This window comes from Burkholderia sp. S-53, assembly GCF_025560745.1.
In the GTDB taxonomy this organism is placed as follows: domain Bacteria; phylum Pseudomonadota; class Gammaproteobacteria; order Burkholderiales; family Burkholderiaceae; genus Burkholderia; species Burkholderia pyrrocinia.
The window spans coordinates 1,537,207-1,552,019 of sequence record NZ_CP090484.1; the positions used below are offsets into that span (position 1 = coordinate 1,537,207).

Genomic DNA, 14,813 nt, shown 5'->3' on the forward strand with positions numbered 1-14,813 from the left:
AAATCTTCGCGAGGCGGCACTACCGTCGTCGGCCGCGCGCCGCCACACTCGCGTCCATCCGTTATCCAACCCAGGATGCACGCCATGTCCACTCCGACCCGTCTCAACGCCGCGCCCCGCGTGGCGCACACCGCGGCCCACCCGGCCGCCCATTCGATGCCCGATCGCCGGCTCGTGCTGCTGCTCGCGGCGGCTGCCGGCCTCGGTGTCGCACCGCTCTACTACGCGCAGCCGATGCTCGGCGCACTCGGGGCCGATCTCGGCGCGTCGGCGCGCGCGATCGGCTTCGTGCCGACCCTCACGCAGCTCGGCTATGCGCTCGGCATCCTGCTGCTCGCGCCGCTCGGCGACCGCTTCGACCGGCGCCGCGTGATCGCGACCAAGGCCGCCGCGCTGGTCGTCGCACTGCTGCTCGCCGCCGTCGCGCCGTCGCTCGGGCCACTGCTCGCGGCGAGCTTCGCGATCGGCCTCGCCGCGACGATGGCGCAGGACGTCGTGCCGGCGGCCGCGACGCTCGCACATGACACGCATCGCGGCCGCATCGTCGGCACGGTGATGACGGGGCTGCTGCTCGGCATCCTGCTGTCGCGCGTCGTGGCCGGCTTCGTCGCCGACACGGCCGGCTGGCGCGCGATGTTCGCGCTCGCGGCCGCCAGCGTCGCCGCGATCGGCATCGTCGCCGCGCGCGGGCTGCCGCGCTTCGAACCGACCACACGCCTGCCGTATCGCGCGCTGATCGGCTCGCTCGGCGCGTTGTGGCGCGATCATCCGGCACTGCGCCGCGCCGCGCTTGCGCAAGGGCTGCTGGCCATCGGGTTCAGCGCGTTCTGGTCGACGCTCGCGGTGATGCTGCACGGCGCGCCGTTCCACCTCGGCAGCGCGGCCGCGGGTGCATTCGGCCTCGCGGGTGCCGCCGGCGCGCTGGCTGCGCCCATCGCCGGACGTCTGGCCGACCATCACGGCCCCGAGCGCGTCACGCGCATCGGCATCGGCATCGCGACGCTGTCGTTCGCGTCGATGGCCGCCGCGCCGCTGATGCCGCCGCATGCGCAGCTCGTGCTGCTCGCGGTCGCGACGATCGGCTTCGATCTCGGCGTGCAGGCAACGCTGATTGCGCACCAGGCAATCGTCTACCGGATCGATCCCGCGTCGCGCAGCCGCCTCAATGCGGTGCTGTTCGTCGGCATGTTCATCGGGATGGCAGCCGGTGCCGCGATCGGCAGTTTGTTGCTCGCGCAACTGGGCTGGAATGCGGTGACCGCACTTGCCGTCGCGACGTCGCTGGCCGCGCTCGCCGCGCGAGTCTGGCGCAACTGAACTCGGCACCGCGCAGCCAAGGCGGACAGGCCCACAGGGCTTGCCCGCCTTTTCTTTTATTTTCGACCGGCGCACGCATCATGCCGCACGGCCTGACAGATTCGCACAGCGCATGACCCGCAATCGTTCATCCGGCGCAAGGTCCGCACCGGCCTGCGGAATTGTCCAGTTCAACCAAATATTTTTCCGGCGACCGCGCGCATCGACGCACAAACGTCGGACGATTCGACCGTACCCCGCCGCTCGGCGCGCTCCCATCCGGCCCCACCTCACAGCCCCGTTTTATCAGGGGATTCCCGGTATTTTTTCGGATTTTCTTCGAAATAACGGGTGACATACTTGCCCCCCGTTGCGCTCGGGTGCGAGCGCGCTTTCAGATCCTGCCGGGCGCGCGCCTCGTGCTGCGCGTCCGCCGGGGGCACAGAACATGAACAATTTCGACACCACGATCCAGATCTTCCTCACCCACATGACGTTCGGCCCGCTGATGAATCACGTGATCCGCGTGGTCGCAGGCCTCTACACGTTCAAGGGCTTCGTGCTCATTCCGGTGCTGTGCTGGCTGTGGTTCCAGCCGGGCCCGAACCGCGAGCGCCAACGCGAGCTGGTTATCGCAACGGTCGCGAGCGGTCTCATCGCGCTCGCGTTCGGCCGGCTGCTCGCGCAGGTGCTGCCGTTCCGCGTACGGCCGATCTACAACCCCGACCTGCACCTGCACTTCCCGTCGGCCGGACTGCGCGCGGCGACGCTGCAGGCGTGGAGTTCGTTTCCGAGCGATCACGCGATGCTGTGGATGGCGATCGCGACCGGCATCTTCATCATCGCGCGACGCGTCGGCGTGGTCGCGCTGCTGTATTCCGTCGTGTTCATCTGCCTGCCGCGCGCGTATCTCGGCTTTCACTACCCGACCGACCTGATCGCGGGCGCCGCGATCGGCATCGCGATCGCGTGGCTGCTGACGCGCGACGCGATCCGGTCGCGCTTCGCGCCGCAGGTACTGGAAATGATCCGGCGCTTCCCCGCGCCGGCCTATACGCTCGCATTCCTGCTGTGCTTCGAGCTGATCACGCAGTTCGACGAACTGCTGACGCTCGCGCAGTCGGCCACGCACACGATGTGACGGGCAGGCGCCGCGATGCTCCCGCTGCTTTCCTTCCGTCGCCCCGGCACGCGCTGCCGGCCGTGCGCAGTGTCGGCACGCCGCGCCGCGGCCGCGCCGATCAATCTCGATCGGGCGCGCCGAGCGGGAAGAACGAGCGAAACGGCCGCGCCTCGTCGACCGCTCGCGCGAACGACGGCCGCGCAAGCAGACGCTTGCGATACGCAATCACGTTCGGGAACGACGGATCGATCCGGTGCGTCCAGTCCGCGTAGAACAGGAACGGCGCCGCGCCGCAATCGGCGAGGCTGAAGCGGTCGCCGGCCGCCCATTCGCGATCGGCCATCTTCCTGTCCAGCCACGCATACGACGTATCGAGCATCGCGCGCGCATCGGCGACGCCGCGTGCATCGCGCTCGGCTTCCCGCCGCAGCGCGTCGTGCACGACCTTCTGCTGCGGCGTCGACACGTAGTTGTCGAAGAAGCGATCCATCATCCGCACCTCCAGCGCCGCGTGCGGATCGTCGGGCAGCAGGCGCACGGGGCCGGGATGGTTCAGGCCGAGATACTCGATGATGATCGACGCCTCGATCACGGTGCGGCCCGCATCGACAAGCACCGGAAAACGCTTCAGCGGCCACAGCGCGGTCAGTTCCTGCATCGGCTTCGGATCGTCGTGCGCGAGCAAGCGGTATTCGAACGGCGTGCCGTTCTCGTACAGCGCGGTCAGCACCTTCTGGCAGTACGACGAAAAGGGATGGGCGTAAAGCGTCGGCATCATCGCGTGGTCTCTCAGGGTTTCGGCGCCGCGTCATGCGGCGCCACATGATCTCGGATACCTTGACGACGAACGGCGACCGGCCGTTTCGACATCGGTCCGGAAATTTTTCGCGCGGCCTCGGGCGCTACGACCGGCCGTCCTTCACGACGCGCCCTTCGGCGCGCCAGCGCAGCATCCCGCCGCCGAGATTCGCGACCGCGTCGAAGCCGGCCTTCAGCAGGATCACGTTCGCCTGCGCGGACCGCCCGCCGGCCCGGCACACGGTCACGACCGGCCGGTCGCGCGCGATCTCGCCAGTGCGCGCGGCCAGGTCGCCGAGCGGAATCGGCATCGCGCCAGGCAGGTGGCCGAGCGGACCCGTGAATTCGTCCGGTTCGCGCACGTCGACGACCTGCACCGCCGGCAGGTGATCCTCGAGCCATTGCGGATCGATTTCCCAGAAGCCGGCGAACGTATAGACGAGCGGCGCCCAGTCGGGCGCCGCCTGCGCTTCGGGCGCGTTCGCGGCGACGCCGCACTGCAGGTTCGCCGGCACCGCGACGTCGATCTGGCGCGGGTGCGCGAGCCCGAGGTTGCGCATGTAGCCGGCGAAATCGTCTTCGCTGAGATCGCCGCCGAGACGCGGATTGAAGCGCCGCTCCTCGCCGACGCTCGTCACCGTGAGCCCGCGATAGTCGTGCGCCGGATACAGCAGGCACGCGGCCGGCAGCGTGAAGAGCCGGCCGTGCACCGCGCGATACAGCGCGCGCGGGTCGCCCTGCTGGAAGTCGGTGCGGCCCGTGCCGCGGATCAGCAGGCAGTCGCCGGTGAACGCCATCGATTCGTCGTCGAGCACGAGGCTGATGCAGCCGCTCGTGTGGCCGGGCGTCGCGCGCACGGTCAGGTAGCGCGAGCCGAATGCGCAGCGGTCGCCGTCGTTCAGGTAGCGGTCGGCGCCCTGCGCGCCGCTCGCGGCCGAGATCGCGATCGCGCTGCCCGTGCGCTGCTTCAGCAGCCACGCGCCCGTCACGTGATCGGCGTGCACGTGCGTGTCGACGGTCGCGACGAGCCGCAATCCGAGCTCGTCGAGCAGCGCCACGTCGCGGCGCACCTGCTCGAACACCGGATCGATCAGCAGCGCTTCGCGCGTCCCGCGGTCGGCGAGCAGATACGTGTAGGTCGACGATTGCGGGTCGAAAAGTTGCCGGAAGATCATCGCGAAGTCTCTCCGTCGCCAGTTCAGGTTGGTGTTGTGCGGCTCACGAGCCGTGCGTCGCGGACGCGCGGGCCAGCAGGCGCGAGTGCCGCCCCGTCCGTATGCCTGCCGCACCGCATGATCCGGAAGTTCACGGCTGCGTCTGCTGCGCATCGTCGTCCGGCATCGACGTCGGCATGATGACATCGCCGCCGGGCAACCGGCATCGCGCCTGCCGCGTTTCGCGCGTTCCTATAGCGTAGATCAAAATGCATGCGCCGCCGGCGTCCCATACACGGCAACCGATTCCGATGACGAATGGCGCGCGGCGGGACGATTCGCCGCGTCCGGACGGCGGCGTGCGCTGCCTTACGCTGCGGCCTGTTCTCGTCCCCGTTCACAGGAATTCCGTCGACATGTCGCTGATGATCGATCACGGAAAAAGACGTGTAAACATCTGATTTTTAATAATTAATCTCGCACCGACCCAAACGCGGGCTATCTGATTTCCACTGGAATTTCCAGACTATCGTTTTTTATCGCGTGCGCTGTTTTGTCACACCACCCAGCGCACGAATGCAAGATCTTCCGAATCGGACCGGAATGGCGATGTTCGCCTCATGTGCTTCTGCGTCGATCGGAAAGCACTGCCCGATCCTGCGGCACGGAATGTCTGCAACGGCTGCGACCAACCCACATCAGACCTTCGATCCGGCGCTACCTTGACGGCGGTTTGCAAGATACAGCGGCCGTTCGTCCATAAGCGCACGTCGACCGATCCTCGGCCTTAACAGCCCCTCAGAAACCGGCCTTGACGAGGCAGCTGCAGATTGCTTTGCGGACATTCGGCGTTCTGCAGCTGTCGGTGTCGGGTGACACTGCCAGCGGATGCGTGCCGTCGACCCGCTGCGTCTCCTCGATATGGATCGAACCGGAAAACAGCGTGTAATGCGGTGCGATCACTGATGTATGGCGACCGCTCGAACTGACCAAGGACCGGCTCGTTGAGAATGAAGCTCGACTTCTTCAGCCGCTATCAACGACAATTTCAGATCCGGCAGGGCTTCTCGATTTTTATCGAAAATTATTCATAAAGCATGGAAATGACTCCGGGCGATCAGAGTGTTTTGCATTTTTGACGTCCGCGATTTTTACCTGTTGCCAGCCGTCTGCGATTTTCTTCCAATCGACCGCATGATCCATTTCGATTTCTTGTTCTGTTTTTTCAGTCACCTGGCGAATCATGCCCCAAAAAAATCCGGGGCATCCAATTCTGGCCGTCTCGACTCGGGCAGCTTCTTCATTTCCACCGGTACCGGTAGTTCCGACGCTCAACCCGGCAAGACGGCGTGACGCAAAGGAAGAGACGGGAGATCTCTCGGCAAACCGTGCAGATTTTCAGGTGTCAATCAGCACATCAATGCCCGATGCTGTCAGTGTTTCGTCTGAAAATATCGATATTCGATATTATTCCGAGTGGCCGGAATTTCTCTATTCCACATATGAAAGTTTCGCGACGTGCATTGTGAACTGCGACCCCGTTAGTATTTACCGATCAAATGTAAAAGGAAGTGACTCGTCAATCAGTGCCCGAATCCAAGTCAGAACAATTCGACATACTCCAGCTTGACGGAATTCGCGCCCGGGTCGGACCCTTCTCCCACCCCATTTCTCGCTCGTTACGCTCTTTGCATTTCGTAACAAGTCGAGTTGATTCGTCAGGGCGTGCTGTTTTAAATTTCGCTGGTCGTTCGGCAGCATCCGGCAGTCGGGCGACGTTTCATTCTACAAATCGCAACATGCCGGATACCTGGGTGGTCAGCCATCCGACACTGCAAGTCCGCACGCTGTGCGGGCTTGATCAAGCGGTCGAACTCGCAATGGGTATCGATTCGACTACCTGCGGCCCGTTGGAACCCGACGCGCCGTAGTGGGCTCACCGAGTTGTTCATGTCACGCCGAACTGGAGCCAGCTTGACAGTGGAATCCACGATCGAATTTTGAAATTTGCGTCGTACTCCTGAATGTATCGCCCAGATTCACCCAGATTTGCGACGGTACAACTCAACTTTGCGCAACGCGCCGAAAAAGGACAGAAAATGGAATTCGTACGAATGGGAATCGTCTTTGTTCATCTCATAGCCTGCTGTGTCGCGATTGGTCTCGTGATGACCAGTGACATCGCCATGGTCAAGCGACTTTTGAATTCTGACGCCCCTACCGATCTTGCGCAGGTCCACCTGCCCAGCCTGCAGCGCACCATCACGTTGGCGCTGACGGTGCTTTGGATCACCGGCGTCGCGATCATTGCGTTCGATATGCGGACCCAGGGTCTCACGTATCTCGGCAATCCCAAGCTGCAGGCCAAGATCGGCATCGTCGCCTTGCTGACCTTCAACGGTATCGCCTTGCACTCCGCTGTCCTCCCGGCCTTGCAGAAAGCGGGATCCTTGCTGAAGCTTTCCTTCGAACGGCGCATGCTTGCCATTTTCGCGGGCGTGATTTCCGCCGTCTCGTGGTTCTATGCGGCAATGCTTGGCGTCGGGCGCCCGTTGAGCTGGAAGTATTCGTTGATCCAGATCCTGGCGGCTTACCCGGTACTGGTTGCCGGTGGGATCGCCGCCATGTTGCTTATCACGGCAGTGGCGAAATCCAGGACGTCCGTTGAACGACGGAACACTGAAAAGGTTGCGGCCTATTGATCGCCGACACCCGACGGATGCGCACTGCTCGCGGCAGTGCGCATCCTGTCGTCGCACATTCCGCGCTTTGGCCAGCGCCGGATCCCGAGTTTTCGGGTGCACGCGAGCACTCGCCTGAGCCTGTGCGGCTGTTTCTCCCGGGACATCGAGCAGGTACCGGCGCGCCACGCGCATGATCGCGTACCTCGAACAAGCCGACACGCTGAAATACCGCGCCCCGCCGCGCCGCTTGTCGAGCAAGATCGACAAAGAGATCGTGCGGGCGGGCCGAACGGGAAATCCGCGCGCGCAGATTGCGCGATCGGACTGATCCGCAAGCAGATCGGCAAGCCTCGCCGGTTTGTATTCGTCCGCAACGGCAAGCGGATCACGTCGCGTGATCGAGAGCCATGGGTCGCCGCATGTGCGCGGGCGAACGTCGAGAATTTTCGATTCCACGACGTGCGGCACACCTGGGCTAGCTTGCACGTTCAGAGCGGCACACCGCCTGAGCGACTGAAGGAACCGGGTGAATGGTCGAGTCGCGACAGGGTTCTCCGCCATGCGCACCTTGCGCGCCGGACCATCTGGCCCAACACGCCGAATCGGTCACGGTTTGGTCCCAGGGCGGGACCGATTTCGATGTCACAATCGATCGCCACGCGTCATAATCGGCCGCAACGCCATGACTAGCGGGGCTTCATCGTTTTGAACATCACAATCTGTCCCGGTCCGTCTGATCCATGTCGCTGACGATCGATCCGAAGCAGGCCGCCGCGCTGCTGGCCGTCGCCGATACGGGCAGCTTCGAGCAGGCGGCCGTGCGCCTGCACGTGACCGCATCCGCCGTCACGCAGCGGGTCCGCGCGCTGGAGGCGAGCCTCGGCACGCCGCTCGTGCTGCGCACGCGGCCGTGTCGCCCGACGGTGGCCGGGCAGCGCGTGCTGCAGCACCTGCGCCGCGTCGCGCTGCTGCAGGCCGACCTGCAAAACACGCTCGCGGCCGAGCGCGAATCGCCGATCTCGGTAACGATCGCGCTGAACTCCGACAGCCTCGGCACGTGGTTCCTGCCCGCGCTGACCTCCGTGCTCGCGGGCGAGCGGATCCTGTTCGAGCTGATCGTCGAGGATCAGGATCACACGTTCGCGCTGCTCGAAAGCGGGATGGCCGTCGGCTGCGTGACGACCGAGCCGAAGCCGATGCGCGGCTGCATCGCGACACCGCTCGGCACGATGCGCTACCGGCTGCTCGCGGCCGCCGCGTTCGCGATGCGCTGGTTTCCGCGCGGGCTGAACCGCGCGAGCGCGCGCAACGCGCCCGTCGTCGCGTATTCGCGGCGCGACACGCTGCAGTCGTCGTTCTTGAGGGAGAAGTTCGGGTTACCCGAAGGCGCGTACCCGTGCCACTACGTGCCGGGCACCCATTCGCACTTCGCGGCGGTGCGGCACGGGCTCGGCTACGCGATGGTGCCGGAGCCGCTGATCGGCACCGCGCCGCTCGACACGCAGGGGCTCGTCGATCTCGCGCCCGCGCATCCGACCGACGTTACGCTGTACTGGCACGCGTGGACCGTGCAGTCGCCGACGATGGCGTCGCTGTCCGCGCGGGTGGTCGAGGCGGCGCGCCGGTTGCTCGCGCCGCTGCCGACATGACATGAGCCGGTGACAAGCCCGGCTCGCGGCGATTACGCGCGCCGCTGCGAGAAATACGCGCCGACCACGTCGAGGAACGTATCGATGTCCGCGCGCGACACGTCGCAGTGGGTGACGAAGCGCGACGCGTACAGCATCTGCGTGAGGATCCCGCGCTCCTTGAGCCACGCCTCGAGCGGCGCGCAATCGGCTTCGGGGAATTGCGCGAACACCATGTTCGTCGCATGCGACATCACCTTCACGGCTTCGATGCGCGCGAGGCCTGCCGCGAGATGCGCGGCGTTCGCGTGATCGTCCGCGAGCCGCTCGACGTTGTGGTCGAGCGCATACAGGCACGCCGCCGCGAGAATGCCCGACTGCCGCATCCCGCCGCCGAGCACCTTGCGCCAGCGCTGCGCGCGCTCGATCAGCGCACGGCTGCCGACCAGCACCGAACCGACCGGTGCGCCGAGCCCTTTCGAGAAGCAGATCGATACGGTATCGAACGGCGCACACAGCTCCGCGATCGGGCGCCCCGACGCGACGGCCGCGTTGCATACGCGCGCGCCGTCGAGGTGCGTGGACAGCCCGCGGCTGCGCGCGAACGCGACGGCTTCCTGCACATAAGCATCCGGCAGGACCTGCCCGCCGATCGTGTTCTCGAGCGCGAACAGGCGTGTGCGGGCAAAGTGATTGTCGATCGGCTTGATCGCCGCGGCGACCTTCGCGAGCGGCAGCGTGCCGTCCGGCGCGTTCTCGATCGGCTGCGGCTGGATGCTGCCCAGCACGGCCGCGCCGCCGCCTTCGTACTTGTAGGTGTGCGCGAGCTGGCCGACGATGTACTCGTCGCCGCGTTCGCAATGGGACATCAGCGCGGCCAGGTTGCTCTGCGTGCCGCTCGGGAAGAACAGGCCGGCTTCCTTGCCGGCCCGCTCGGCCGTGACCGCCTGCAGGCGCAGCACGGTCGGGTCGTCGCCCCATACGTCGTCGCCGACTTCGGCGGCAGTCATGGCGGCCAGCATCGCCTGGCTCGGACGTGTCACGGTATCGCTGCGTAAATCGATCATCTTCGTGCCCTGAGTGAACGCGGACCGGAACCGATGCGCCCGGCCCTGCCGAAACGAGACTCAGAGTGTACGCAATTCACGCAGCGCGTGCCGACGGTCGAGTGTCGATCGCGCATGCGCCGGCGGCCACCGGCGCGTGCGATGCGCGACACGCCGGCACGACGGGCGAACGCCCCGTCAATACCGCGGCGGCGGAGGCTGGACACCCGCCGGCGGCATCGGCGGTGCCGCGCGCGGCGCGCCGCCATATCCGCCGCCCCCGCCGCCGCTCATGCGGCCCGGCACCGGCACGCGGTTGCCTGTCGCATACATGCATTGCAGGTACGCGTAGTCGTAGCGGCGCTGGATGTCGTAGGCCGAGCCCTGCGCGGCGCCCGCGCCGACGACGCTGCCCGCGAGCAGCCCCGCACCGGCGCCGACGGCCGCACCGGTACCGCCGTTGAACGCGGCGCCGGCCGCCGCGCCGAGCGCGGTGCCGACGGCCGCGCTGCCGACCGCGCTCGCGGTCGATGCCTGTCCGGCGCTCACGCCGCCCGATTGTTCGAATGCGTACTGGCGGCAGCTTCCGTCATCGGCGCGGAACTGGTCGAACGACTTGCCGGTGCCGGGCAGCGCCATCACGCTCGGCCCGGTCGGCATGTATGCGCACGCGCCAAGGAGGCCGGCCAGCGCCAGCGCGACCGGCACGCACAAAGGTCGAAATGCGGATTTCATGGTCGCGCCTCCGTCACTGCGGCCGCGCCGGCACCGATCGCCAGCCCGACTTGCAGGTCTTCACATACGGGTAGTAGTGTCGCGACGCGTCGCAGTAGTACCAGAGGTTCGCGTCGCCCTCGTCCCGCGGCTGCCCCTTCTCGACGTACTCGGTCGGCGGGCCGGGATCGACAGGCACCGCGACGACGGGCGGCGGGTAGTAATACGGCGCAGGAACGACGGGGTAGTAATACGGGTAGCCGGGGCCGATGTAGACCCCGACCCGGGCGGCATGCGCCACGCCGCCCGTCGCGAGCGCCACCGCGGCGGCTGCGCCCAGCGCGAGCTTCAATCCATTCACGTCACGTTCTCCGGCAGACCGGTTCGTCGATACGAACCCGACACCCCGAACGCTACGCCGTGCGCAATCCGGCATCCATTACGAGCGGATGCGCGAATGTTGCGCGACGTTACCAATGTGACAGACCCGACCTGCCACCCCCACCCGCGCGGTCGCCGGCGTTACGGGCTAACGCGTCGAAACGGATCGGCCGCGCACCGCGGCACGCCGGGGGGATCCGCGCGGTACGGGCGTGCGCATCGAACCGTTCCGATGACGCGACGCGCCATATTGACGCACGTGCGTCAGACCGCCACGCCGCGGCCGCACGCGCTGCGAACGGCCTTCTTGATACGAATCAACGATTTATCCCGAAATCGTGGGCGGCGGGCTGGACATCTGCGACGAGTTGGCGCATTTCGCGGTGCAACATCGCGGCACATACTCCAGCCAACCCCGCCGCCTGTCGGCCGGGTCCGCCGGCACCCGCCGGCGGGTATCGTCAGCTTCGGTCATCTGGTATGGACACCGCACTTTCGGCCCTCGATCTGGCCCGCCTGCAATTCGCGTTCACCGTCTCCTTTCACATCGTCTTTCCGGCGCTGAGCATCGGCCTCGCCAGCTTCATCGCCGTGCTCGAATATCGCTGGCTCAAGACCGGCAAGCAGTACTACAAAACCCTCTGTCTGTTCTGGTCGAAGATCTTCGCGGTCGCGTTCGGGATGGGCGTCGTCTCCGGCGTCGTGATGAGCTACCAGTTCGGCACCAACTGGTCGGGCTTCTCGAGCTTCGCCGGCGCCGTCACCGGGCCGCTGCTGATGTACGAGGTGATGACCGCGTTCTTCCTCGAGGCCGGCTTCCTCGGCATCATGCTGTTCGGCTGGAACCGCGTGAGCCCGCGCGCGCACTTCGGCGCGACGCTGATGGTCGCGGTCGGCACGCTGATCTCGACGTTCTGGATCCTCGCGTCGAACAGCTGGATGCAGACGCCGCAGGGCTTCGAGATCGTCGACGGCCGCGTCGTGCCGACCGACTGGTTCGCGATCATCTTCAACCCGTCGTTCCCGTACCGCCTGTTCCACATGGCGATCGCCGCGTTCATCGTCGCCGCGCTGGTGGTGGCCGCGACCGCCGCGTGGCACCTGCTGAAGGGCCGCCGCGACAAGAGCGTGAAGAAGATGTTCTCGATGGCGCTGTGGCTGCTGCTCGTGCTCGCGCCGCTGCAGGCCGTGATCGGCGACCAGCACGGCATCAACACGCTGAAGCACCAGCCCGCGAAGATCGCTGCGATCGAAGGGCTGTGGGAAACCGAGAAGGGCGGCACGCCGCTCAACCTGTTCGGGATTCCGGACATGAAGGCGGAAACGACGCACTACGCGGTGAAGGTACCGCACCTCGGCAGCCTGATCCTCACGCACAGCTGGGACGGCGAGATCCGCGGGCTGAAGGAATTCCCGCCGCAGGACCGCCCGAACTCGACCGTCGTGTTCTGGAGCTTCCGGATCATGGTCGGCCTCGGCTTCGCGATGATCGGCCTCGCCGCGCTCGCGTGGTTCCTGCGCCGCCGCGGCCGCCTGTACGAATCGAAGTGGTTCCAGCGTTTCGCGCTCGTGATGGGCCCGACCGGCTTCGTGTCGCTGCTCGCGGGCTGGGTGACGACCGAAGCGGGCCGCCAGCCGTGGGTCGTGTATGGCGTGATGCGCACCGCGCAGGCCGTGTCGCCGCTGTCGGTGCAGCAGGTCAGCCTGTCGATGATGACCTTTGTGATCGTGTACTTCCTCGTGTTCGGCACCGGCGTGTACTACATGCTGAAGCTGATGAAGGCCGGCCCCGCGCTGCCCGACGTGAAGCACGACGACACGCCCGACACGCGCCCCGATCACACCGCGCGCCGCCCGATGTCGGCCGTCGACGAGCTGATCGAGACCGTCTGAGCCCACCCCATCCGCACACGAGAAAACCTATGGACGTCACCGTAATCTGGGCCGCGATCATCGCATTGGGGCTCTTCATGTACGTCGTGCTCGACGGCTTCGACCTCGGCATCGGCATCGTCTTCCCGTTCTTTCCGGACGAGAAGGAACGCGACCTGATGATGAACACGGTCGCCCCCGTGTGGGACGGCAACGAGACGTGGCTCGTGCTCGGCGGCGCCGGGTTGTTCGCGGTATTCCCGATCGTCTATTCGACCGTGCTGTCGGCGCTGTACCTGCCGCTGATCTTCATGCTGGTCTGCCTGATCTTCCGCGGCGTGTCGTTCGAGATCCGCGCGAAGGCGCGGCGCACGAAGCACCTGTGGGATCTCGCGTTCATCGGCGGCTCGGCCGGTGCGACGCTGTTCCAGGGCATCGCGCTCGGCGCGTTCCTGCAGGGCATCGACGTGAAGGACGGCGTGTTCGCGGGCGACGCATTCGACTGGCTGACGCCGTTCAGCCTGCTGACGGGCCTCGGCCTGATCGTGACCTATGCGCTGCTCGGCTGCTGCTGGCTCGTCGCGAAGACCGAAGGCGACCTGCAGCGCCGGCTGCATCGGGTCGTGTGGCCGCTGACCGTCGTGCTGCTCGGCTTCATCGCGGTGATCAGCCTGTGGACGCCGCTGCAGGATCCGGCCATCGCGCAGCGCTGGTTCGACTCGGGGCTGTTCTGGCGCCTGCTGCCGGTGCCGTTCCTGGTCGCCGGGTGCGCGGTGTGGATGCGTCGCGCGGTGCGCGACCGGCACGACATGACGCCGTTCGTGCTTGCGCTGGCGCTCGTGCTGCTCGGCTACGTCGGCCTGCTCGTCACGCTGTTCCCGTATGCGATTCCTCAGACGATGACGATCTGGGAAGCGGCCGCGCCGCGTTCCAGCCAGACCTTCACGCTGGTCGGCGCAGCGGTTATCCTCCCGATCATCATCGCCTACACGACGATGGGTTACTGGGTATTCCGAGGCAAGGTGCGCCATGAAGACCAGCATTACTACCACCACTGATTCCGCCGCTCGCCCGCCCGTGGCGCCGCGGCCGCGGATGCGCGGCTGGATGTGGTTCGTCGTCCTGTGGGCGGGCGGCGTGGCCGGCGCCGTCACGCTCGGCTATGCGTTCAAGATCTTCATGAACCTGACGCTGTTTGCGGTGAAGTAAAGCCAGCTGCAGACAGGCCCGGGTTCGAGCATGGACCGTCTGCCAATGAAGACGCGGGACCGTGTACCGCGCGCGACGGTTACACATCGCAGTACGAGCGTGTCTGCGACGCAATCAGTCTTGGGCTAGGGGTGCATTTGCAACGACACAGATCATCGCTGAGCGCCTGCTGCCGTCCGTCCGGTCCCGTCGTGGCGACGCGTGGGCCGACGCACTCGATGTATCCCATGGTCTTGCAGGCATTGCACCACACCCGGTCACGCTCATAAGCGACCAGGAGCCCGTCGATCGTGTCGGATTCCGGGCGGGTTTCAACCCGGCCGTTGCCCGTCGTCGTATCGCCGCGCCGAATGTCGTAACGCCTCATTCCATTTCTCCAGATAGTTACATTGCACCGCCACCGCGGATTGGTCAGTTGGCAGTTGATCAGCACCGGGATGCCCGATCCGGCAGCACTTCCCAAGGATATCGGGTCAGACTTCCGTAGCACGCCGCGCGTCGTGGCCCAGCCGATCCACCCGGATCAGTGTTGCGGGATGAAGATCAGCTTGCGCAGACTGTTTTGCGGCCCATGCGGCCGCATGCGCAGATGCCCGCGTCGACAGTGCGGTGAAACTGCGCCGCCCGGCACTGCTCGATGCGCGCCGGACCAATGATGACCCGGTTGTAGCGGCTCGCGAGCCGACGCTCGAGGCGTAAGGCTTTTCGGTTAACGACGCGCGTCAGGCGCGCCATCGTGTCGTCACCGCGCATCTCGTCGATCTGCACGGCGCCGGCATCACCTTGATGCACATCTCCATCACCGGCTTCAAATCCTCGGCCTCTAACACGGCCTCCCTCGACGTATTGGCCACATGTGCCATCAACGAATCGTTCTTGTCGTTAAAAATAAACCGGAAAATGACGGG

General features: G+C 65.8%; 18 protein-coding genes. 9 read left to right on the plus strand and 9 right to left on the minus strand.

The features are described from left to right. The first annotated feature begins 84 nt into the window (after window positions 1-84). Both LXM88_RS28995 and LXM88_RS29000 read left to right on the plus strand, forming a co-directional pair. Window positions 85-1,317, plus strand: a complete 1,233-nt coding sequence (locus LXM88_RS28995; RefSeq protein WP_262546633.1) for an MFS transporter — start codon at window positions 85-87, stop codon at window positions 1,315-1,317. 427 nt (window positions 1,318-1,744) lie between these two features. After that, window positions 1,745-2,437 (plus strand): phosphatase PAP2 family protein, encoded by a 693-nt coding sequence (locus LXM88_RS29000; RefSeq protein ID WP_262546635.1) that lies wholly within the window; start codon window positions 1,745-1,747, stop codon window positions 2,435-2,437. Window positions 2,438-2,537: 100 nt separating this feature from the next. Here the strand turns inward: LXM88_RS29000 and LXM88_RS29005 are convergent, their stop codons facing one another. The 4 genes from LXM88_RS29005 to LXM88_RS29020 form a co-directional block, all read right to left on the minus strand. Beyond that, a complete protein-coding gene (locus tag LXM88_RS29005; protein WP_262546637.1) occupies window positions 2,538-3,197 on the minus strand; it encodes a glutathione S-transferase family protein in 660 nt (219 codons plus the stop codon). 124 nt (window positions 3,198-3,321) lie between these two features. After that, window positions 3,322-4,392 (minus strand): MBL fold metallo-hydrolase, encoded by a 1,071-nt coding sequence (locus tag LXM88_RS29010; protein WP_262546639.1) that lies wholly within the window; start codon window positions 4,390-4,392, stop codon window positions 3,322-3,324. Between the two features lie 777 nt (window positions 4,393-5,169). Next, window positions 5,170-5,364, minus strand: a complete 195-nt coding sequence (locus tag LXM88_RS29015) for a hypothetical protein (RefSeq protein WP_262546642.1) — start codon at window positions 5,362-5,364, stop codon at window positions 5,170-5,172. Between the two features lie 81 nt (window positions 5,365-5,445). Further along, complete coding sequence (locus LXM88_RS29020; protein WP_262546644.1) at window positions 5,446-5,706, minus strand: hypothetical protein; 261 nt, start codon at window positions 5,704-5,706, stop codon at window positions 5,446-5,448. A 764-nt stretch (window positions 5,707-6,470) separates the two neighbouring features. On the opposite strand from LXM88_RS29020, the gene LXM88_RS29025 reads away from it, so the two are divergent. From LXM88_RS29025 to LXM88_RS29040, 4 genes are all read left to right on the plus strand, one after another. Next, window positions 6,471-7,073: a hypothetical protein gene (locus LXM88_RS29025; protein ID WP_262546645.1), complete on the plus strand. Its 603-nt coding sequence runs from the start codon at window positions 6,471-6,473 to the stop codon at window positions 7,071-7,073. A 172-nt stretch (window positions 7,074-7,245) separates the two neighbouring features. Beyond that, window positions 7,246-7,383 (plus strand): hypothetical protein, encoded by a 138-nt coding sequence (locus LXM88_RS29030; protein ID WP_262547123.1) that lies wholly within the window; start codon window positions 7,246-7,248, stop codon window positions 7,381-7,383. Between the two features lie 56 nt (window positions 7,384-7,439). Then, entirely contained in the window at window positions 7,440-7,745 is a 306-nt protein-coding gene (locus LXM88_RS29035; RefSeq protein ID WP_262546976.1) for a hypothetical protein, read from the plus strand. 50 nt (window positions 7,746-7,795) lie between these two features. Continuing rightward, window positions 7,796-8,704 (plus strand): HTH-type transcriptional regulator ArgP, encoded by a 909-nt coding sequence (locus LXM88_RS29040; protein WP_262546647.1) that lies wholly within the window; start codon window positions 7,796-7,798, stop codon window positions 8,702-8,704. Between the two features lie 32 nt (window positions 8,705-8,736). Here LXM88_RS29040 and ltaE read toward each other — a convergent pair whose 3' ends face one another. From ltaE to LXM88_RS29055, 3 genes are all read right to left on the minus strand, one after another. Next, on the minus strand, window positions 8,737-9,750 hold the full coding sequence (ltaE, locus tag LXM88_RS29045; RefSeq protein ID WP_262546648.1) for a low-specificity L-threonine aldolase: 1,014 nt from the start codon (window positions 9,748-9,750) through the stop codon (window positions 8,737-8,739). A gap of 177 nt (window positions 9,751-9,927) precedes the next feature. Beyond that, entirely contained in the window at window positions 9,928-10,464 is a 537-nt protein-coding gene (locus LXM88_RS29050; RefSeq protein ID WP_262546651.1) for a YMGG-like glycine zipper-containing protein, read from the minus strand. A 13-nt stretch (window positions 10,465-10,477) separates the two neighbouring features. Further along, window positions 10,478-10,804, minus strand: coding sequence for a hypothetical protein (locus tag LXM88_RS29055; RefSeq protein WP_262546652.1), 327 nt, complete (start codon window positions 10,802-10,804; stop codon window positions 10,478-10,480). A 500-nt stretch (window positions 10,805-11,304) separates the two neighbouring features. Between LXM88_RS29055 and LXM88_RS29060 the strand changes: the two genes are divergently transcribed. Genes LXM88_RS29060 through LXM88_RS29070 form a run of 3 tightly spaced genes read left to right on the plus strand, consistent with a single transcriptional unit; the run spans window position 11,305 to window position 13,905 of the window. Continuing rightward, complete coding sequence (locus LXM88_RS29060; RefSeq protein WP_262546655.1) at window positions 11,305-12,717, plus strand: cytochrome ubiquinol oxidase subunit I; 1,413 nt, start codon at window positions 11,305-11,307, stop codon at window positions 12,715-12,717. Between the two features lie 29 nt (window positions 12,718-12,746). After that, window positions 12,747-13,754 (plus strand): cytochrome d ubiquinol oxidase subunit II, encoded by a 1,008-nt coding sequence (gene cydB, locus LXM88_RS29065; protein WP_262546656.1) that lies wholly within the window; start codon window positions 12,747-12,749, stop codon window positions 13,752-13,754. Continuing rightward, the gene (locus tag LXM88_RS29070; RefSeq protein WP_262546658.1) at window positions 13,726-13,905 is read left to right on the plus strand and encodes a hypothetical protein; all 180 of its coding nucleotides are present in this window, start codon (window positions 13,726-13,728) and stop codon (window positions 13,903-13,905) included. The genes cydB and LXM88_RS29070 overlap by 29 nt, the downstream gene beginning before the upstream one ends. Before the next feature lie 79 nt (window positions 13,906-13,984). On the opposite strand, the gene LXM88_RS29075 is transcribed toward LXM88_RS29070, so the two are convergent. Together LXM88_RS29075 and LXM88_RS29080 are read right to left on the minus strand one after the other, a co-directional pair. Continuing rightward, a complete protein-coding gene (locus tag LXM88_RS29075) occupies window positions 13,985-14,272 on the minus strand; it encodes a PAAR domain-containing protein (protein WP_083214497.1) in 288 nt (95 codons plus the stop codon). A 176-nt stretch (window positions 14,273-14,448) separates the two neighbouring features. Continuing rightward, window positions 14,449-14,673 (minus strand): hypothetical protein, encoded by a 225-nt coding sequence (locus LXM88_RS29080; protein WP_262546660.1) that lies wholly within the window; start codon window positions 14,671-14,673, stop codon window positions 14,449-14,451. Window positions 14,674-14,813 lie beyond the last annotated feature (140 nt).

Bases quoted from the DNA above. Each gene is read 5' to 3' on its own strand.
- LXM88_RS28995 (WP_262546633.1), top strand. From the start codon at position 85: ATGTCCACTCCGACCCGTCTCAACGCCGCGCCCCGCGTGGCGCACACC.
- LXM88_RS29000 (WP_262546635.1), top strand. From the start codon at position 1,745: ATGAACAATTTCGACACCACGATCCAGATCTTCCTCACCCACATGACG.
- LXM88_RS29005 (WP_262546637.1), bottom strand. From the start codon at position 3,197: ATGATGCCGACGCTTTACGCCCATCCCTTTTCGTCGTACTGCCAGAAG.
- LXM88_RS29010 (WP_262546639.1), bottom strand. From the start codon at position 4,392: ATGATCTTCCGGCAACTTTTCGACCCGCAATCGTCGACCTACACGTAT.
- LXM88_RS29025 (WP_262546645.1), top strand. From the start codon at position 6,471: ATGGAATTCGTACGAATGGGAATCGTCTTTGTTCATCTCATAGCCTGC.
- LXM88_RS29030 (WP_262547123.1), top strand. From the start codon at position 7,246: ATGATCGCGTACCTCGAACAAGCCGACACGCTGAAATACCGCGCCCCG.
- LXM88_RS29040 (WP_262546647.1), top strand. From the start codon at position 7,796: ATGTCGCTGACGATCGATCCGAAGCAGGCCGCCGCGCTGCTGGCCGTC.
- ltaE (WP_262546648.1), bottom strand. From the start codon at position 9,750: ATGATCGATTTACGCAGCGATACCGTGACACGTCCGAGCCAGGCGATG.
- LXM88_RS29050 (WP_262546651.1), bottom strand. From the start codon at position 10,464: ATGAAATCCGCATTTCGACCTTTGTGCGTGCCGGTCGCGCTGGCGCTG.
- LXM88_RS29060 (WP_262546655.1), top strand. From the start codon at position 11,305: ATGGACACCGCACTTTCGGCCCTCGATCTGGCCCGCCTGCAATTCGCG.
- cydB (WP_262546656.1), top strand. From the start codon at position 12,747: ATGGACGTCACCGTAATCTGGGCCGCGATCATCGCATTGGGGCTCTTC.
- LXM88_RS29070 (WP_262546658.1), top strand. From the start codon at position 13,726: ATGAAGACCAGCATTACTACCACCACTGATTCCGCCGCTCGCCCGCCC.
- LXM88_RS29075 (WP_083214497.1), bottom strand. From the start codon at position 14,272: ATGAGGCGTTACGACATTCGGCGCGGCGATACGACGACGGGCAACGGC.